The sequence below is a fragment of the Mesorhizobium sp. Primo-A genome (genome assembly GCF_003997175.1).
In the GTDB taxonomy this organism is placed as follows: domain Bacteria; phylum Pseudomonadota; class Alphaproteobacteria; order Rhizobiales; family Rhizobiaceae; genus Mesorhizobium; species Mesorhizobium ciceri.
Genome location: NZ_RZTG01000017.1, coordinates 6248 through 24321, shown reverse-complemented (window position 1 = coordinate 24321; position 18074 = coordinate 6248). Strand labels below are relative to the sequence as shown.

Below are 18074 nucleotides of genomic sequence, written 5' to 3'. Positions count from 1 at the left end.
AACGGATGCCGAGCAGGAGGCGCTTGCCGCGGCGATCTCGGTTCGCAGCTACCGCAAGGGCGACGTCATTGCAGAACAAGGAGAGATGCTGCCATCCCTCATGATTGTTCGGAAGGGCGTGATCGTTCGGCAACATGGCCAAGGCAATGCTAGCATGCAGGAGGTTGGTCGGCTTGCGCCTGGCGACTTCTTCGGCGAGACCGGCCTGCTCGCCGGTATTGGCGAGACGTCGACATTGCGGGCAATGACCCACGTCGAGGTCTACGAGATAGACCAGGAGAGCTTCGCGCCGCTGCTGCTCGACAGGCCCGAGATGGCCGAAGATCTTGCGGCAACCCTGTCGAGGGGGACTTCGGCTTACGGCGAAACCGGCATCCCCGGCGGCCAGCAGCACGAGAGCTCCAAATTCGCGCTCCTGAAAGCCATTCAGGCTGTCTTCCACACCGCCCCATCGGAGCACGTTCGAGCACGTGGTCGACCAGGCATTCGAAAGGACAGAGATTCATGACCATCCGCCAAAGCGACATCGTCGGCATCGATCCACTCAGGCAGCCTGCTATGCGTGATTTTGCCGACGGTTTGAAGGTACGGCGCGTATTGCCCTCCTCGAACCGCCTGATGATCGGCCCCTTCATCCTGTTCGACCATTTCGGCCCCGCGGTATTCGACGAGGGTCGTGGTTTCGACATGGACCCGCATCCGCATATCGGGATCGCGGCCGTGACCTATCTGTTCGACGGGGAGATCATCCATCGCGACAATCTCGGTGAAGTGCAGGCCATCCGCCCCGGCGAAGTCAATTGGACGACGGCCGGGTCGGGCATCGTCCATTCCGAACGCACGTCGCCAGAAGCCCGAGCGCGCGGAAGCAATCTCTTCGGCGTTCAGGCGTGGGTGGCGCTCCCCTCCCGGCACGAAGAAGTTGCTCCCCACTTTGCACATTATGGCGCTCCCGAAATCCCACGGATCTGTGCCGACGGGGTCGAGTTCACTTTGATCGCAGGGACGTCCGACGGGTTGGTCTCTCCGGCAAGGACGTACTCCGACCTGGTCTGCGCCGAAATCGTGCTCACGGGCAGTGCGCGATATCAGGTGAAACCCGGATATCGCGAGCGTGCGATCTATGTTGTCGCCGGCGAGATTGAAGTCATGGGCCAACTTGGCACGTTCGGTGAAGGCGAATTGATCATGCTGGCGCCTGGCGCTGAGATCGTGCTCGGGGCGCCTGCCTTCCATGCCGCGCGGCTGATGCTGATCGGCGGCGAACCTCTTTCCGAACCACGCTATGTCCATTGGAACTTCGTCTCCTCCTCAGTCGAACGGATTGAGCAGGCAAAGGCGGACTGGCGTGAAGGCCGCTTCCCGGGCGTACCAGGGGAAAACGGGTTGATGCCTCTGCCGCAGGAAGAAACAAAGTGGTGACGGTTTCGGCGGCGGCCACATCCGCGGGTCGCCGGGCGGCGTCATGACACCGAGTAGAGTTTGCGCATCGTGCCCTCGTCGATTTGACCATCGAACCAGACGTCGAAGATGGTCTCGAGCAGGAACTCGTCGTTACTTGCTTCGGAAAACAGCGTGAGGGACGCGTGCAATTTCATTGTATCCTCATCACCGAAGACCGCGCGAGCACTTAGATCGGAAAGTCGTTGCAGTGTGCCGACGCATTCCCGATAACGACCGCCCAGTATCGGCGATTGGAGGTAAGCGCCTGCCTCGTCGAGTGATGTGATCGCGTACGGATCGGCTCCAGTGTCGCTTCGCCCGGTAACCAACGTCGGGAAGACCAACTCCATGTATGGAGTACACATCATGCCTCGACGCAGCATAGCCAGCGCGTCGCCGTACACCGGATCCTGAGCGGTGACGAACCTCTGCAAATTATATTGGTCGTACATCTCGACTCAGACCTTTTTTGCAAACAGCTGTATTCGTGCCTGATCACCCTGCAACGACATCGGTGTATTCCGGATGCCTGGCGACGAAGCCGCTCATGAAGGGACACTTCAAGACAGCTTTGCGGCCGGTTTTGCGGAGCAATTCGAAGGTGCCTTGCGCCAACCGCGACGCGATCCCCTGTCCGGAAAATTCCGAAGGCACTTCGGTATGTATCAGCGCAACCTTGCCGTCTTGGAGCGTATAGTAGGCCACTGCGAAGGCATGACCGGTGATCGGGAGCTCGAACCGATGCTGCCGAATGTTCTCTGTGACCTTTGCATCCATCTCTATCTCTCGATGTGCGTTGCGTGAGGCTGGACGTAGTTTGCCCGATCGCTATCACATCGCGGGCAAACGTAGCCTGACGGTGGTGCCTGTCCCGGGCGCGCTCTGAATGTCGATGCTTCCGCCTGACTCTTCGGCAAAGCGCTTCACCATCGGCAGGCCGACGCCGCCGAGGCCCTCCGTTTTTGTGGTGAAGAAGGGATCGAATGCGAAGGCAATCGTCTCGGCGGTCATCCCCACACCGTTGTCGGCGGTGGTGATATCCACCTGAGCGGCTGAGGTGCCATCAAAGACCACTGCGGTATCTATCGAGATCAGGCCCCCATTGGGGGATGCATCGCGCGCGTTGAATACCAGGTTCAGAATCGCGTTCTGCAAACCCAGGCGGTTGCACCTCACTGACGGCAAGTCCGGCCTCACTCGAACCTCGAGACGAATCTTGGGGTCCCACGCGCTTCGAATGAGGGTCTCGATTTCAGCCAGGCAGGCGCCGACATTGGCATATTCGCTTTCTCTGCGGCTCTCTCGGGCGGAACTGATACTCTGGCGGACAAGCGCGCCAGCTCGTTCCAACGCCGTTCTGGCGCCCGAAATTGCAAGCCCAAGCGTTGGAGCCGCTGAGACGCTCGGGTCACGGGCCAGGTGATTCAACGCCGACGACGCGACCTGGATGAGATTGCCAAGGTCATGAACGATGCCGGCGGTCGCCATCTGGATGGGCAGGCCATCTCGGGGAATCTCGGGCGCGATGTCGAAGACATCCACTTTCACTTCCGGACGAGACATTATAACCCTCATGTTTGCTAAGGCAGAATTCAGTTGCTTGAATATAGTACAATAGAGGACGGGAGTGGTCGATTAGATCGAATAAGAAGCCGAACCATACTGCAGTATATGTCCCGCGATCTGCGGACCGTCGCCAGTGCGGGACCAACATCTCGCGAGACGGATCTCCCTCTTTCGTGCTCATCGCACCGTCGCGAGATTCTCCTCTATTGGTAGCCAATGCCCCCGATATAGTTGGCGAGCAGCCGCTCCTGGAGTTCTTCCTGTTGGAAGAGCGCCTTCATCGCGTCGCGGATATCAAGGACGCCTATCGGCTTAGCGCCGGCGCCGAGCACCGGTAGGTTCTGGAGCCGCTGTGTTGTCATGGTCTGCCAGACCGAATGCAGGTCGTCATTGGGCCCACAGGATACGAAAGACCGGCTCATCAGCGTGGATACCGGCGCTTCCGCCGGTCCCGAATTCGCCAGGTGACGAACAAGGTCGGACTTGCTCAGCACGCCTGCCGCTTCGCCATTGCCATGGCATACAACAACCCGGCCTATGGCCGGCTTGGACAGCCATAGCGCAGCTGCCCGCAGCGACGTGTCGAGGTCGACCGCCGCAAGGCGCGCCGATGTTTCTGGATGTAGACTGTCAATTCGCATGGTGCCCTCCTGAGGCGTCTCGCGGCCGCGGCCGGAGAGATCAGATTCGAGGTTTCGCCTACTCTTCGAAGGAAGTGTTCATCACAAAATCGACGGAAGACGGCGCCTTGTAGCCGGCCACAAAGCGCTCACCGAAATCCCGGGCAAAGTTGTCGTAGGTCGTTTCCGGGTTCACCTTGGCGATGTGGCAAAAGCATCGCGTCATCCGCCGCTTCATTTGAAGACGCGGAAATTCGCCGACGATCCTGGCTATCTCGGCGGAAGAGATGAGACTGTATTGCAGGCCGACGACATCAAGGCAGATGCCGGCTGTGCACAGCGCCACCTCGGCTTCCTTGTAGAGGCCAATCGACGGCGTCGAATTGAGAGCGACGCTGTCCCATGTCAACTGAGCACGACGCTCGTCGAAGCCGCCTTGCCGGACGAAGGCGCGGGCCAGATCGGCGCCTTCCACCTCGAAACGGCGCGGCCCGGCGAAGGTCTCGTTGAGCGTGACGTCGTGCAACAGGGTTCCGACGGCAACAACTTCACCGTCGTGCTCGATGTTCTGGACCTGTGCGATGCGGACGGCGAAAAGCCATGATCGAACCACGTGGTTGAACAAATACGGTTCACATAGCTGGCGGGCATGTTCGATCGCCCGGCCGACAAGCGGCGTATCGGGGACCGAAACCCCTGCAAGCGTGCGCCTGGCGATCGCATCCATGTCAGTGCCTTTCCTTCGCCGATTGTGTGTCGGTTTGACGCCCTTACCTTGGCAGGGGCGTTACCAGTTCATTTCGCGTAGGTCGTCAGGTTGGTCTCGTTGGTATCGACGACGAAGACCGCAAGCAGGCGAGCGCGTTCCGTCTTGCTGGCGTTTTCACTGACGGCGTGATGGTCGCCCGGAAATTCCGAGAAGCTTTCGCCTGCACGGTACGTCTTCACGGGCCCACCGTTAACCTGGCTTCGGATCGCCCCCTCCAGCACCGTGGCATAGATGAACGCGGAACTGGGATGGGTATGCGCCGGCGATGTCCCGCCCGGCCCGTACTCGACGAGCACGGCTTTCAAGCTCTTGCCGGGCACATTTGGAAGGGCGTGGTCGTAGACGAGTTTCACGCTGTCCGCGTCTTTGGCCATTGCTGCGGTGACGGATGCGGCGGCGAGTGCTGCACAGAGGAGTTTCCTGATCATGTCCGATATCCTTGTTGGAATGAGAGCTAGGGAATGCTGGTCTGATGGGTCGCGAAACCGGCGTTCAGTACTTACGCAGGTGGCGTGTATCGGCTGAGCCAGTCGTCGAAGTGGACGGCGCCGATACGCGCGTTCTCGCCGGGGACAAGCGTTTGATCGTCGATTGCCACTTGACCGTAGTAGAGAGCGCCAGGATCCGAGACGATTTTGCGCGGATCGTTGGTGGCCTTTAGAAAGCGACCGACGAGTTCGCTCATACGAACGCGATCGGGGCCGGCAATTTCGATCGTGCCGTTCACTGGCGCTGCTAGGGCGACGTCCGCCATCGCATCGGCAACGTCGTCGGCTGCCATTGGTTGGAAGTACGCCGGTGACATGTGGACGGTATCCCCTACGGCGCCGGTGTTTGCGATGGCGGCGGTGAACTCGAAGAACTGTGTGGCGTGCACGATCGTGTAGGGGATAGCGGACTCCTTGATCAGCTTTTCCTGAAGCAGTTTGCCGCGGAAATACCCCATGTCCTGCAGCCGGTCGGTGCCGACCACAGACAGCGCGACGTGATGGCGGACGCCGGCGACCGCTTCGGCTGCAAGAAGATTACGCCCGGATGCCGCGAAAAATTCGAGCGCGGCCTTTTCCTCGAATGACGGTGAGTTCGCGAGATCGACGACGACCTGTGCCCCGGCAAGAGCGACGGCCAGCCCTTCTCCGGTGACGGTGTTCACTCCCGAATTCGGTGACGCCGCAAGCACGTCGTGTCCCTTCCTGCGCAGTCTTTCCACAGTCTTGGAACCGATCAGCCCGGTTCCGCCGATGACGACGATCTTCATTTCCAATCTCCTTTGTTGAGGGTGTTGATTTGCGGGTGTTGGTCGAATGTCGGCTTTCCGGCGAGCTACTCGCTGGCCGATGCGGCGTCCTCGATAAGTGAGGTGACCTCGTCGGGGTGCGAGACCATGAGCGCGTGGGAAGCACCCTCGATGACGACCGTCTTCACAGCGTGCGCGCGCTTGGCCATGAAGCTCATGACGGCTGCCGGGATATTTCGGTCATCGGTGCCGTAGATCATGTAGGACGGCAGCGTTTTCCATGAAGCTACGCCCGAGGGCTCGGCCAGGGCTGCCTGCGCGATCGGGCGTTGGGTGGCGGCCATCAGCGACGACTGCTCTTCGGGAACGTCGGCCGCGAACTGGGCTCGGAATTTGTCCGGCTGGATGAAGAGATCCTGGCCGCCGTTCGGCGACGCGACTGGAGCAAGCGCGCTTGCCAAAGTGCTGCCGGGAAACATGCTGGACAAGGTGGCGCTCGATTCGCCGTTATCCGGCGCGAATCCGGCCACGTATACCAAGGCCTTCACATTGGGATTGCCGTTGGCGGCTTCGGTGATCACGGGTCCGCCGTAGGAATGCCCCACCAGCACGATCGGTCCGGGAACCGACCGGATGATGGCCGAGACCGCCGCGGCATCGCTGGCGACGCTGCGGAGGGGATTGGCTGCCGCCTTTGCCATATAGCCGTCCCTGCCGAGTTTGGTTATGACCGCGTCCCAACTCGACGATTCGGCGAAGGCCCCGTGCACCAGCACGATCGTCGGCTTGGGCTTCGCTCCGGCCGCCTGCGCCGTTGCGCCACCCGCGACGGCAAGCGCGGCGGCCAGCGCCAGGATTCCAGTGACATTTCGCATTTGCTTTCTCCTTTGTCGGCCTTCCGTTTGACCAATGTGGAGAAGGATGCGCCGATCCGGGGCGCCGACCTATTGTGCGGAATGGTCGGTCATACGATGCCAAGGTGCAGGGTGGGTCATCGCTGCGATCAGGTGACCTGGGTATTCCGCACGCGGATCGCCGGCAGCGCAGGAGTTCGTGACCAGTACAAATCCATGGAGCTGCTGCCTCCAAACACCACTGCCGCCCCGGCGTAACGGCAAGACTCCCACCGCGAACGACATTGCCCCTGACCTTAGGCCTTCACAGCCCATGCTTTCGTATGGATCAAGCAGCCACATCGTCTGATCGTTCCGCAATGACGCAGCATTTATATTGCTATTGTGAATACGATCCAAAATTAACCATGGAGTTACCAAAATGAAGAACACATCTCTTGCTGCCGCAATCCTTCTTGTTGCAGCAGGAAACGCCGTCGCCGGAAGCGATCACTACGGATCAAACTCGGTCCAGCAACCCGCAACTTCTTCCGAGAGCATGCACACCTCCTCGATCAGGAAGACGGGCAACGATGCCGGCGTGCAGGAGACCGTGCGCAAGCCGATTGCTCCCAGCAAGGACCCGGGCCAGGGCATCTGGGGTCACTAGCACCCGAAAATTGTAGAACCTGGAAGGACCGGGGCGTCGCCCCGGTCCTCTTCACGCTTTCCAAAGGACCTTGAAAGTGCGTGGGGGCCCTGACACAGGTTCTGAGACCGGGGAGCTATAAAACCACCTTTCACCTTGGATCTGGCCGGGTGGGATGGCGATCGACGCTCGACCGTCAAACGGCAGCGACTTGGCTACCCCAGCTCAAAGCAATGCCATTCCGCCGTCGACCCGCAGATTGACACCGGTGACAAAACTGCTTGCGTCCGATGCCAGGAACAGAGCGGCTTTTGCCAGTTCTTCCGGCTGGCCCATTCGACCAAGGGGAATTGCTTCGGCCATGGACTTCTCGAAGGATGCTCGCATTTCGGCCGGGACACCCAGTTTGTCGAGAATAGCCGTATCCACGGGGCCGGGGCTGAGCACGTTGACGCGTATGCGGCGCGATTTCAGTTCTATCGCCCAACTGCGCGCGAAGGCGCCGATGGCTGCCTTGGAGCCTGCATAAACGGCATGGCCTTCCAAGACCTTCTCGCTGGCGATTGATCCCGTCAGTATGACTGCGCCGCCATCGCGCATCAGCGGGATCAGTTTCTGCACACCAAAGAAGACGCCGCGCGCATTGATAGAGAACTGCGCATCGTACTCGTCTTCGGGAACTGCCGACGAATGCGTGATGGTGTTCACGCCGGCGTTCGCCATATAGATATCGAACGCCCCAAACCTCTGATGGATCTGTCGCGCGACATCCTCGTGGTGCGCCACGTCGGCTACATCACCCTGAATGCCCAGTGCGCCGGCTCCGATCTCGGAGACTGCCTCCTCGACGGCACGCTGCCTCCGGCCGGTGATTACGACCTGCGCCCCCTCCGACGCGAAAGCTTTCGCGGCGAATAGCCCAATCCCACTGTTTCCCCCGGTGATCAACGCGGTCTTTCCTGAAAGTATACCCATTTGCATTGCCTCTGATGATTTTCACGAGAGCCGCCGCAGTTGCCAACCGCAGTTTTCAGCGTGAACTCGGACGGCTGAGACCAGAAAGCATCTCCAGCAGCCATCGATGCTGAGTTTTCATAGTCAGGCTGGCCGCACCGGTGTTGTGCTGCCAGCCATGACCGCCGTTTGAGGGCACTAGCCCTTGATGAAGGCGAGCAGATCGGCGTTCAGCTGGTCCTGGTGTGTGGCCGTGATCCCGTGGGGCGCGCCGGGGTAATATATGGCCTTTGCGCCTTTGATCAGCCGCTCCGACTTGACTGACGAATCCTTGACCGGGACGATCTGGTCGTCCTCGCCATGCAGGATCAAGGTCGGTATATCGAATTTCTTGAGGTCCTCGGTGAAGTCGGTTTCGGAGAACGCTTTGACGCATTCATATGCATTCACGAGACCGACCTGCATGCTCCAGAGCCAGAACTGATTCAGAACCCCCTGGGAGACCGTGGCGCCTGGCCTGTTTGCACCATAAAACGACTGTGCGAGGTCCAGATAGTGCTGCGAGCGATCCTTGAGGAGGCCAGCCCTTATGCCGTCGAACACTTCGATCGGCAGACCTTCCGGATTGGCCGGCGTTTTCACCATGATCGGCGGAACAGCGGCGATAAGAACAGCCTTGGCCACGCGTTCCGTCCCGTGCCGTCCGATATAGCGAGCGACCTCGCCTCCCCCGGTTGAATGCCCGACCAGCGTGGCGTCCCGGAGATCCAGCGCCTCGATCACGGCTGCAAGATCGTCCGCGTAGCCATCCATGTCGTTGCCGGAGGTGGCCTGGCTGGAGCGGCCATGGCCCCGCCGGTCATGAGCAACCACGCGGAAGCCATTATGGGCCAGAAAGAGCATCTGTGCATCCCAGGCGTCGGAATTCAGCGGCCAGCCGTGTGAGAAGGTTATTGGCGGACCCCTACCCCAGTCCTTGTAATAGATTTCCGTACCGTCCTTGCTTGTGATGGTGCTCATTGTTTTGCGTCCTGATTGAGGGGTGGGAACATGTGGGTTTTGCTGGGCCCCGGATGACGAAGCGACTGGCAGTCCGGCTATGACCGCCGCTGAAAAACTGGCCAACAAGACGTCGCGGCGGGTTGCACCGAGGGTGAAAAGTCCATCCATACTCATCGTGTCCATCCTTGGTGAGCGGCTTCTCGGGTCGGCTCACCATCACGATCACCGGGTCGACCTGCACCGTCGCTTTCGGGGGGAGGAGCGGGCGAAGGAGCGGCGACGCCCGATGATCGTGATGGCTTGCGAGGGAGAAGATGCGCCGATCCGCCCCGCGAACCTATTCTACGCAGGCATCTGTCGTACGATGCCAAGGTGCAGGGTAGGTACGCCGAGGTGCTGGAACTGTCGCTGAGATGGGGCAAATGATGCGATGACGTTGGTTCGTGCGCGACGTGCCGCGTGTGGCTGTCACAAACACGACCTATCAAGCCGTATGAGGATTCTTCTCAAAACGAGGAGCGGCTGATCGCGAGCAAGTCACCGCCCGAACGGACCGCGATAGGTTTCGCCTACGTGGTCCTCATGTTGAGTAATCAACTCACCGCCGGCCAGAGCGCAATATGCTTAGGTGTACAACGCGTTATTATAACGACAAAGGCTTTAAAGCTTTCGCCTTATAGAAATTGCACGGCATTTGCCGCTCTTGGAGCACTTTGGACCTCACAACCCCGGAGTGCTTTATGCGCCTTAGCTTTCTTTCTGGTTTCCTCATTGCGGTTCTTGCTGCCGGGCCATCGACTTCTGCCAGCGCAGCGCACTCCGGCGTGCCGCTCGGGCAATCGACCGACCTGTCGGCACGTATCGTCGACGGCAAGGCCGACGTTAACGGTGTGGCCTATCACTATTTGCTGGCAGCAGGCGGCCCGAAAACCGTGGTGTTGTTGCATGGTTGGGGCACGACCTCATACATGTGGCGCTTTGTAATGCCGCAACTGGTGGCGCGCGGTTACACGGTACTTGCGCCCGATTTGCGCGGTTTGGGGGACACCGCCAAGCCTGCGGCCGGCTACGAAAAGGCGGCGATTGCCGAGGATATTCGAGCACTTGTCAATCAGCTGAACCTTGGTCCGGTCGTCAATCTCGTCGGTCACGATATGGGTGGCATGGTCGCTTATTCCTATGCGGCGCAGCACCCGGGGGAAGTCACCACACTGGCAATCGTTGACGTCCCGCTGCCAGGCATCGAACCGTGGAACGAATTGATCCAAGGCCCTCGCACTTGGCATTTTCGCTTCCACTCCGTACGCGACGTGCCGGAAATGCTCATTGCCGGTCGCGAGCTTGAGTATTTAAAGTGGTTTCACAATGCAGAGGGGGTAAATACTCGCGCGTTCGACACCGAAGCCGACGAAGTCTACGGCCGTTCTTATGCCCAGCCTGGCGCATTGCGCGCAGGCTTCGAGTACTACCGGGCTTTCCCGCGTGACGAAGAACAGAACAAAGCCTTTGCAAAACACAAGCTGACGATGCCGGTACTCGGTATAAGCGGTTCGGGTGGCCTGGCATCGATGTACGAAGGCCATCTCCGCCACGTCGCCGAAAACGTACGGGCCGTAGTAGTCGAAGGCTCAGGCCATTGGGTTCCGGAGGAGCAGCCGGCCGCCGTCACAAGGGCCCTGATCGAATTCCTGCCACCAGCATACTAAGCTTCGCGGCTGGCTGAAGCACAACATTAGCGATAGTCGCCGTGATGGAGATACGCCACTCCAAAGCTTTCCCAATGCGCCGCCGTTAGCTGGCGATGCGCGGCAAGAGCTTGGCAGTGTAGCCTCAACACCAGGTTACACGCGGCGATCATCGCTCTAAACTTCATAAAAATTTGTCTGAGTCCGGATCGTCCTGGGCAGGCTACTCTTAACGGAGAAGCGCCAGCCGCTGGGCGATACTATCGGACGGAGGCGAGGTTCACCCTTTCGAAAGTCCTGGCCGCGCCGGCCTCGCGCATCGCCGGGGGCAGCGTTTCCCAGGCCCGGATCAGCTCTCCGATGGAAGCTGCTTCCATCTTGCGCATGACATTGCCGCGGTGAAGCTTGACGGTCACTTCACTGATGCCGAGGTCGAAAGCGATCTGTTTGTTGAGGCGCCCACGCGCCACTTCATGCAGCACCTCGCGCTCGCGCGGGGTCAGCGTCTCGACACGCTCGATGTTGCGCTTGACGACCACCGCATCCGCCCGCCGCTTGGCATCCACCGCAATGCCCGCGATCACGGCGTCAAGGAGTGTTTGGTCGCGCACCGGTTTGGTGAGAAAATCCACGGCGCCCGCCTTCATCGCCTGGACAGTCATCGGTATGTCGCCATGCCCGGTCAGGAAGATGATGGGCTTGGGATTGCCGTTTGTCGCAAGATGGTGCTGTAGATCGAGACCGCTTGCCCCTGGCATGCGCACGTCGAGGATCAAGCATCCGGGGCTGTTCAAGACGTCCGCGTCGAGCAATTCGCGGGTCGAGGCAAAGCAGACCGGCTCAAAGCCCATCGACAGGATCAACTCCGACAGTGCTTCGCGAACAGACGCATCGTCATCGACAATGATGACGAGCGGCTGCTGCGGCTCAGCCTTCCGCTGCCGTGACACCGGCGCCGATCTCTGCAAGAGTGGTTGGTCAACTCTCATGTTCATCCCTCGGTTTCCTGGTTGGCTAAAGCGTTGGCCACCGCCGCAAGCAGGGCCTGGCCGTCGAATGGCTTGCGGAAAAACCCGCTGATGCCCTTGGCACGGTACTGATCCGCTATCTCGTGGCGGCCGGTGATCAGGAACACCGGTAGGTCCGCACGCGTCTTCTTGACCTGGTCACGAAGTTCAAAGCCGTCCGTTCCAGGCATCCCGATATCGGTAATGAGCAAGTCCACGTCGGAGAGCCCGCTGACGAGCAGTGATCCCGCCGACGAGAAGCTGCGGGGAGCATAGCCCGCAGACTCCAAAAGGTTCTCGAGCGACTCGAGCAATCTTGGGTCGTCATCGACAATCGCCACGACAGGTCGCACCTTGCTCACACTCCGTTCCCTCCCGTTCGTCGAGAGTGGCTGATCGGTATCTCCAACCGCTCCGCCATGCGCACGAGATCAGCGAGTGATGCCGCAACCATTTTCTGCATCACGTTCCGTCTATGGATTTGCAGCGTGACCTCGCTGATCCCCAACTCAGCCGCGGCCTGTTTGTTCAGCAGGCCACTCACAACGAGCGGCAGCACCTCGCGTTCTCGCTGCGTGAGCTCTTGATAGCGTTGCCTCAACACGGTGAGTTCGGCGCGCTCTGATCGCCTTTCCCGGTCCTGGGCGATCGCTGCCCGGATCGCGACCATGAGGTCCGTATCGCTGAAAGGCTTTGTCAGGAAGTCCACAGCGCCGTGCTTGATCGCACGCACAGAGGACGGGATGTCGCCATGCCCCGTTATGAAGACGATCGGCGGATGATCGCCCTCGGCGATCTGCTTCTGCAGATCTAGACCGTTGATGTCAGGCAATTCCACATCGAGGATCAGGCAGGCGGGGACGTCCGGCTTGTCGGCAAGGACATAGTCGCCGGCCGATCCGAACGCTACGGCGCGCATGCCATGGGACTCCAGAAGCTCACCAAGCGCTTCCCGAATACGCACGTCGTCATCGACGATGAAGACCATTTGATCGTGGGGCGTCATGCTGCCGCTTTCATTTCAACTGGCATCGTGAAGACGAACGCCGTTCCGTGCGGATCGTTCTTCTCCACCCACAACCGTCCGCCATGGGACTCGACGATCGAACGGCAGATCGCGAGTCCCATGCCCATGCCGTGCTCTTTCGTCGTAAAGAACGGCTCGAATATTCGGTCAGGAAACTCAATGCCCGGGCCACAATCGCTGATCTCGATCTGGATCGCGTCCCCTATCCGGCGCACGCGAAGTCCAAGAACCTTGTCGCCCGGAACAGAGTCCATCGCCTCGATCCCATTGCGGATGAGGTTCACCAGAACCTGCTGAATCTGCACCCGATCGAGCGCGACAATAGGAAGGTCGCTTTCGACATCGAGATCCAGACGAACACGGCGCCGCACCGCCTCCTCGGCGATGAGGTCGCGCGCTTCCGCTATGACGCTGTCGAGTGCTGTGTAAGCCATCGCGTCTGCAGATTGCTTGAATAAGGCGCGGATGCGGCTGACGACATCCGCGGCTGAGTTGGCATCACGGATAATACGCTCCACAGTCTTCTGCGCCCGCTCGATATTTGGCGGTTCGGCCGTGAGCCAACGCTGGCAGGCATATGAGTTGGCGACAACAGCCGCCAGAGGCTGGTTCACCTCATGGGCTATAGAGGCTGAAAGCTCGGCAAGACTCGCCGCCTGGCTCGCACGTGCAAGTCTCTCTTGCGCCAGGCGCAGTTCTTCTTGCACTCGAACTTCACCGTCGATGTCCAGACAGACGACGTTCCACTGAACAATCGCTCCCTCTGCGTTGCGCATCGGTGCCGCGCGCGTATCGACCCAGCAATATTCGCCGTCGAAGCGACGCAGACGGTGCCTGCGCGCATACGGTTCGCCAGTGGCCAACGAATGAGCATAGTTCGCTTTGACGGCCGCCAGGTCGTCAGGATGAACGCCTTCATCGAGTGTCCCGGACAGGCGGGATTTTCCCTTGCCGTCCAATAACTCCAACTCATATCCGAGGAATTCGCGGAGCTGACGGCTTCGATATATCGGCTCACCGTTCGGTGCGGCGCAATCGATCATCACCGGCAGCGTTTCAACCAGCTGCCACAGCGAACGTTCTCTCTCGCGCAGTGCCACCTGCGCGCGCATCTCCTCGTCGATGTCGATGGAGACCTGGTACCAGTGAACGATGGCTCCATCCCGATCGCGCAGAGGCTCGCAACGCCCTTCTATCCAGCGATAGCTGCCGTCTTTCCAACGCCGGCGATACCGCATGATGAAGGAGTCGCCAGTTTTGAGGCAGTTGGCTGACCTTTTGAGCACCTCGGGAGCATCTTCGGGATGAATCAGTTCTTGCGCCACCCTGGTGAACTCTTCGAAGTTCGCCCCGGAGATGCCGAGATCCTCCAAAGACCGCCTATTCACGTACGCAAGCTTGCCATCGGGCGTCCAGCTCCAGATGTGGACCGGCAAGGCATCGACAAGCTGCTGGAGCTCGCGCTCTCTTTCGCGCAAAGCCTCCTGCGCGCGCATCTCGTCTTCGATGTCGATTGAAGCCATATACCATTGAACGATCGCGCCATCGGTATCCCTTAACGGTTGCGCTCGTGCTTCTATCCAGCGGTAGACGCCATCCTTCTCGCGTCGACGAAAGCGGTTCATGAAAGGCTGGCCGGACGCAAAGCCATTCGACGCCCTCCGAAACATTGTCGGAAAGTCTTCAGGATGGGCCAGGTCCCGGGCCAGGGCATCGAAATCATTGATGTGCGTCGGTGGCGAACCGACCTTCTCCAGGTATCGCTTGCTGGTGTAGGTGATCCTGCCTGAAGGGGCAAAGCTCAGGAGATTCACGGGCACAGCGTCAATCATTTGCTCCAGTTGCCGGTTGGCTTTCCGCAGCGCTTCTTCTGCCCTCACCTGGTCGTCGATGTCGTGCGAAAGACCGTACCATTGGACGACAGTCCCACACTCGTCTCGCATCGGTTCCGCTCGGCCCGACATCCATCGGAAGACGCCGTCAGCACGACGCAGGCGATAGTTCAGGGAGAAGCTTTCGCCGGTGGTGACCGAGTGGTTGATCGCTGCTTCCAGCGTGGCGGCGTCATCGGGATGTACGACAGCCGCAATGGCCGCCTTCAGGCCATTTCCTCCGACATTCTCGTATCCTCCTACGTCAAGGCCGAGATACTCAACCATTCGCTTGCTGAAGAAGACCGGCTCGCCCGACGCAGACAGGCGCCAGAGGAAGCTCGGCACCATGTCGACCAGTTGCGAGAGTTCCCGCTCCCGGTCGCGCAACGCTTCCTGTGCGCGCATCTCGTCGTCGACGTCGATAGAGATCACATACCACTGAACAATCGCGCCGCTGTGATCACGCAGCGGCTCGCCGCGTCCATCCACCCAGCGGTACGCTCCGTCCGCACGGCGCATTCGATACTTCATGGAGTATGGTTCGCCGGTAGCCAGAGAGTGGCGGACGGTCTCCAGGAGGCGTGCCGCATCTTCGGGATAGACGAGGGACTGTATGGCCGCCGCCTGCCGGCTCATCCCCGGCTTGTCCAGATCCGCCACACCGTCGAGACCGAAGAAGTCAAGCAAACGTCTGTTGAAGAAGGTCGGCTCGCCTTCAGGCGTCAGCCGTCTGATCTGGACTGGGACCATGTCGACGAGCTGAGAAAGTTCCCGCTCCCGACCGCGCAGCTCCGCCACGGTTTTCTTGTAGACATCGTTGTCGAGCGCGATTCCGTACCATCCCGTGATACGACCCTGGCTGTCGCGCGCGGGCCGCGCGGCGGTTCGGGCCCATACATAGGTGCCGTTTGCGCGCCGAAAGCGAAACTCGACATTGAAATGATCGCCGGTCCTCAGACAATGGCGCCAGGTAACCGCGATCTGCTCATAGTCGTCTGGATGAAGCAAACGCTTCCAGGCGGTGTACCCCTCGTTCAATGGAGCGTTCAGATCCTCCAGCGTCACCCCGAGGGAGCTCAGCGCGAACGGATGCAGGTAGATCCATCTACCCGCCGCATCGAACGCCCATCCGTTCCCGAATATGCTTTCAACGATTTTCGCCGATCGAATTGGCCCGGCATTGTTTTCAACCAAGAGATCCAGGTCCGCCCCGGAAAGCGGCTCCCCGTCTGTCACCAGATCATCAATGTCCACACTGACACTGTAGCCGGGCTCCGATCGGGTCTCGTTCCAGCGATAACTTCCGTCGGCCTGCAGTTGCCTGTGCCTCGTTACTTGGGGGACACCCGTCCAGAAGGCGCGGGCGACTGCGTGCGCCGCCGCTGTCCGGTCATCCGGATGGACCAGACTCAAAGAATGGAGAGCGTCGGAGGCGGCTCCCTTCTCAAGTGCCGCACTGATCACATCGGCGAATCGCTCTGTGGCTGCGGACGGCGCATCGCCTTCAATCAGTGTGCCATACCATGCAACGGCGTTACCTTCGCTATCGCACAGCGGCTGTCCGGAGCTTCGACTCCAACCGTAAGCACCGCTCGCGCGCAAAATGCGGTGCTCCACATTGTAGTGCTCACCTGTCTGCAGGCAGCGACGCCACTCGGCCACGGCTCGGTCATAGTCGTCTGGATGGATTAGCCGCTTCCAACCCGCGGAGCCATCTTCTGACGAAGTGTTGAACTCCTCCAGCGTCGTGCCGAGAAGCGATAGCGTGCTGGGAGTAACATAGCTGAATCTGCCGGCCGCGTCTGTCGCCCACCCATTGCCGACCACGCTTTCGATGAGCCGAGCCGCCCGCAACGCTTCCGCATCGGGATCGCCAAGCGAGTTGAACGCTGTCGTCATTGTCTTCTCCTACCGGACAATGAAAGGCGGAGACTGTCAGCGCCTTCTTTAACTCTCATCGTTGACCATCTGGGCTCGCGAATTGGTTCATCATCTTAACCGGACCACGCCGCAGCCGCACCTCATGGAAATCCATGAGATGTGAGTGACCTAACTTTCGGGGTGAGGCACCTAGACGTCCCGATTGAAGCTACAGCCCCTGAAACAAGGCCTGGTCGGCTCTCCGTATAGCACTTGCTCTCAGCAGCTGGGATCTGGGCTGACGAACCAAAACTCACCATAAGCAGCGCCGCGCCCCAGCGGCACCTCACGGAAATCCATGAACCGCAGCGCGACGCGGCCGCGACGACCCCGCGTGTTCATCCCCGTCTGGTCTGGTGGACGTGGCTCGCAAGATTCAAGTTGGACGCCATGACGATAAGGACATCTGTTCCAACGCATAGGAGGCTACCCAGTTCGGCTCCGCCGGAGGACTTTGCGACTGAACAATTGCTTGGCGCCAATCAGGCATGGCGCAGCAACCGCGAACAGCAACACGAGCGCGAAGAAAGCTTCGTCGAAAGAGATCGTGGAGGCTTGCCTTTCGAGAGAGCGCTGCAACAATGGGAAAGCGATCTTGGGCGCCGCTAGAATGTCGGCACCGTTCGAAGTGAGAATGTTCGCACTGGCCCTCAAGCGCTGGTCCAGGGCCGGATCGCCACGGACAAGGTGGGTGGACAACATCGTTCGGTTGAGAGCGTTCTGGTGATCGATATACGTTTGCAAGAGCGCCGTGCCCATCAGACCACCAGCCTGCTTCCCGAGATTGAACAGCCCTATTCCAAACGGCAGAATATCGGCAGCAAGTCCACGCAGCGTAACCAGCGTCAGTGCCACGAACAGAAGACCGAGACCTGATCCTCGCAGAAGCAGGGCCGGGGTCAGGTCGGGGGTGCCGCTACCGCTCGTCGAACCGGACAGGAGCCACATGGCTCCGGAGAAGAGCAGGACTCCAAACGGAACAAGGGCGATCGGGTGAACGCCGGCCTTTTCGATGAGGAGGCCGGAGAACAGAAGTCCCAGCGCCAGCATGGCTCCGCTGGGCAGCAGAAGCACTCCTGCGGCCGTGGCCGTAAAATCGAGAACGTTGAGGGCAAAAGCCGGGATGAGATAGGTGCTGCCCGATAGGGCAAAGCCCGCGACGAGGCTGACAAGAAAGCCAAAGCGAAAGTCCGGATCGGCGAAAGGCGCGACCGCCTGAAGTGAGCCTGAGCGGAACCGGGCCTCCCGGACAACCACAAGGCCGGCGGCCGCCACACCGATGGTCGAAAGGCCGGTGATCCCCATGTCGTCCGACCAGTTGAACCTGCTGCCCTGCAGCAGCACGTATGTCAAAAGCGCGGTACTGATGCCGAGCACAATGACCTCGACGACGGGGAGCGTGGTTGCCCGCCAGTATGTCCGATTGCCATCCGCCGCCAGAAGGACAAGGGCGGCGATGCCGAGCGGGACGTTGGCGAGGAATATCCA

Annotated in this window: 19 protein-coding genes; 4 read left to right on the top strand and 15 right to left on the bottom strand. The window is 60.0% G+C overall.

The genetic code is table 11. The features are described from left to right. Both EOC83_RS33345 and EOC83_RS27385 read left to right on the top strand, forming a co-directional pair. Positions 1-508: cyclic nucleotide-binding domain-containing protein (locus tag EOC83_RS33345; protein WP_245441846.1), on the top strand; the 508-nt coding region annotated here is incomplete at its 5' end. Then, positions 505-1422 (top strand): pirin family protein, encoded by a 918-nt coding sequence (locus EOC83_RS27385; RefSeq protein WP_063170643.1) that lies wholly within the window; start codon positions 505-507, stop codon positions 1420-1422. The genes EOC83_RS33345 and EOC83_RS27385, both read left to right, overlap by 4 nt. Before the next feature lie 41 nt (positions 1423-1463). On the opposite strand, the gene EOC83_RS27380 is transcribed toward EOC83_RS27385, so the two are convergent. From EOC83_RS27380 to EOC83_RS27345, 8 genes are all read right to left on the bottom strand, one after another. Next, entirely contained in the window at positions 1464-1895 is a 432-nt protein-coding gene (locus EOC83_RS27380; RefSeq protein ID WP_063170644.1) for a DUF1810 family protein, read from the bottom strand. Positions 1896-1938: 43 nt separating this feature from the next. Beyond that, positions 1939-2220 (bottom strand): GNAT family N-acetyltransferase, encoded by a 282-nt coding sequence (locus EOC83_RS27375; RefSeq protein WP_013896607.1) that lies wholly within the window; start codon positions 2218-2220, stop codon positions 1939-1941. 54 nt (positions 2221-2274) lie between these two features. After that, on the bottom strand, positions 2275-3006 hold the full coding sequence (locus tag EOC83_RS27370) for an ATP-binding protein (protein ID WP_063170878.1): 732 nt from the start codon (positions 3004-3006) through the stop codon (positions 2275-2277). Positions 3007-3212: 206 nt separating this feature from the next. Further along, on the bottom strand, positions 3213-3650 hold the full coding sequence (locus EOC83_RS27365; RefSeq protein WP_063170645.1) for a CBS domain-containing protein: 438 nt from the start codon (positions 3648-3650) through the stop codon (positions 3213-3215). 58 nt (positions 3651-3708) lie between these two features. After that, positions 3709-4356, bottom strand: coding sequence for a hypothetical protein (locus EOC83_RS27360; protein WP_013896610.1), 648 nt, complete (start codon positions 4354-4356; stop codon positions 3709-3711). A 68-nt stretch (positions 4357-4424) separates the two neighbouring features. After that, positions 4425-4826, bottom strand: coding sequence for a cupin domain-containing protein (locus EOC83_RS27355; RefSeq protein WP_013896611.1), 402 nt, complete (start codon positions 4824-4826; stop codon positions 4425-4427). 71 nt (positions 4827-4897) lie between these two features. After that, positions 4898-5656, bottom strand: a complete 759-nt coding sequence (locus EOC83_RS27350; RefSeq protein ID WP_063170646.1) for an SDR family oxidoreductase — start codon at positions 5654-5656, stop codon at positions 4898-4900. A gap of 65 nt (positions 5657-5721) precedes the next feature. Continuing rightward, positions 5722-6492 (bottom strand): alpha/beta hydrolase, encoded by a 771-nt coding sequence (locus tag EOC83_RS27345; protein ID WP_127224469.1) that lies wholly within the window; start codon positions 6490-6492, stop codon positions 5722-5724. Positions 6493-6910: 418 nt separating this feature from the next. On the opposite strand from EOC83_RS27345, the gene EOC83_RS27340 reads away from it, so the two are divergent. Beyond that, complete coding sequence (locus tag EOC83_RS27340) at positions 6911-7138, top strand: DUF680 domain-containing protein (protein ID WP_013896614.1); 228 nt, start codon at positions 6911-6913, stop codon at positions 7136-7138. A gap of 204 nt (positions 7139-7342) precedes the next feature. On the opposite strand, the gene EOC83_RS27335 is transcribed toward EOC83_RS27340, so the two are convergent. Together EOC83_RS27335 and EOC83_RS27330 are read right to left on the bottom strand one after the other, a co-directional pair. Continuing rightward, positions 7343-8092 (bottom strand): glucose 1-dehydrogenase, encoded by a 750-nt coding sequence (locus EOC83_RS27335; protein WP_063170879.1) that lies wholly within the window; start codon positions 8090-8092, stop codon positions 7343-7345. Positions 8093-8269: 177 nt separating this feature from the next. Further along, positions 8270-9247 carry an alpha/beta hydrolase gene (locus EOC83_RS27330; protein WP_082826804.1) on the bottom strand — a complete coding sequence of 326 codons (978 nt, stop codon included), beginning with the start codon at positions 9245-9247 and terminating at the stop codon, positions 8270-8272. Between the two features lie 566 nt (positions 9248-9813). On the opposite strand from EOC83_RS27330, the gene EOC83_RS27325 reads away from it, so the two are divergent. Then, positions 9814-10779 carry an alpha/beta hydrolase gene (locus EOC83_RS27325; RefSeq protein ID WP_063170649.1) on the top strand — a complete coding sequence of 322 codons (966 nt, stop codon included), beginning with the start codon at positions 9814-9816 and terminating at the stop codon, positions 10777-10779. A 239-nt stretch (positions 10780-11018) separates the two neighbouring features. On the opposite strand, the gene EOC83_RS27320 is transcribed toward EOC83_RS27325, so the two are convergent. From EOC83_RS27320 to EOC83_RS27300, 5 genes are all read right to left on the bottom strand, one after another. After that, a complete protein-coding gene (locus EOC83_RS27320) occupies positions 11019-11747 on the bottom strand; it encodes a response regulator transcription factor (protein WP_063170880.1) in 729 nt (242 codons plus the stop codon). A 2-nt stretch (positions 11748-11749) separates the two neighbouring features. Continuing rightward, the gene (locus EOC83_RS27315; RefSeq protein WP_027161970.1) at positions 11750-12127 is read right to left on the bottom strand and encodes a response regulator; all 378 of its coding nucleotides are present in this window, start codon (positions 12125-12127) and stop codon (positions 11750-11752) included. After that, positions 12124-12771 (bottom strand): response regulator, encoded by a 648-nt coding sequence (locus EOC83_RS27310; protein ID WP_023767341.1) that lies wholly within the window; start codon positions 12769-12771, stop codon positions 12124-12126. Before EOC83_RS27310 ends, EOC83_RS27315 begins: the two co-directional genes overlap by 4 nt. Next, positions 12768-16565, bottom strand: a complete 3798-nt coding sequence (locus EOC83_RS27305; protein ID WP_063170650.1) for a PAS domain-containing protein — start codon at positions 16563-16565, stop codon at positions 12768-12770. The genes EOC83_RS27310 and EOC83_RS27305 overlap by 4 nt, the downstream gene beginning before the upstream one ends. A 447-nt stretch (positions 16566-17012) precedes the next feature. Beyond that, positions 17013-18074: MFS transporter (locus EOC83_RS27300; protein WP_245441845.1), on the bottom strand; the 1062-nt coding region annotated here is incomplete at its 5' end.

Coding starts and splice junctions, on each gene's coding strand:
- EOC83_RS27385 (WP_063170643.1), top strand. CDS start 505: ATGACCATCCGCCAAAGCGACATCGTCGGCATCGATCCACTCAGGCAG.
- EOC83_RS27380 (WP_063170644.1), bottom strand. CDS start 1,895: ATGTACGACCAATATAATTTGCAGAGGTTCGTCACCGCTCAGGATCCG.
- EOC83_RS27375 (WP_013896607.1), bottom strand. CDS start 2,220: ATGGATGCAAAGGTCACAGAGAACATTCGGCAGCATCGGTTCGAGCTC.
- EOC83_RS27370 (WP_063170878.1), bottom strand. CDS start 3,006: ATGTCTCGTCCGGAAGTGAAAGTGGATGTCTTCGACATCGCGCCCGAG.
- EOC83_RS27365 (WP_063170645.1), bottom strand. CDS start 3,650: ATGCGAATTGACAGTCTACATCCAGAAACATCGGCGCGCCTTGCGGCG.
- EOC83_RS27360 (WP_013896610.1), bottom strand. CDS start 4,356: ATGGATGCGATCGCCAGGCGCACGCTTGCAGGGGTTTCGGTCCCCGAT.
- EOC83_RS27355 (WP_013896611.1), bottom strand. CDS start 4,826: ATGATCAGGAAACTCCTCTGTGCAGCACTCGCCGCCGCATCCGTCACC.
- EOC83_RS27350 (WP_063170646.1), bottom strand. CDS start 5,656: ATGAAGATCGTCGTCATCGGCGGAACCGGGCTGATCGGTTCCAAGACT.
- EOC83_RS27340 (WP_013896614.1), top strand. CDS start 6,911: ATGAAGAACACATCTCTTGCTGCCGCAATCCTTCTTGTTGCAGCAGGA.
- EOC83_RS27335 (WP_063170879.1), bottom strand. CDS start 8,092: ATGGGTATACTTTCAGGAAAGACCGCGTTGATCACCGGGGGAAACAGT.
- EOC83_RS27330 (WP_082826804.1), bottom strand. CDS start 9,247: ATGAGTATGGATGGACTTTTCACCCTCGGTGCAACCCGCCGCGACGTC.
- EOC83_RS27325 (WP_063170649.1), top strand. CDS start 9,814: ATGCGCCTTAGCTTTCTTTCTGGTTTCCTCATTGCGGTTCTTGCTGCC.
- EOC83_RS27320 (WP_063170880.1), bottom strand. CDS start 11,747: ATGAGAGTTGACCAACCACTCTTGCAGAGATCGGCGCCGGTGTCACGG.
- EOC83_RS27310 (WP_023767341.1), bottom strand. CDS start 12,771: ATGACGCCCCACGATCAAATGGTCTTCATCGTCGATGACGACGTGCGT.
- EOC83_RS27305 (WP_063170650.1), bottom strand. CDS start 16,565: ATGACGACAGCGTTCAACTCGCTTGGCGATCCCGATGCGGAAGCGTTG.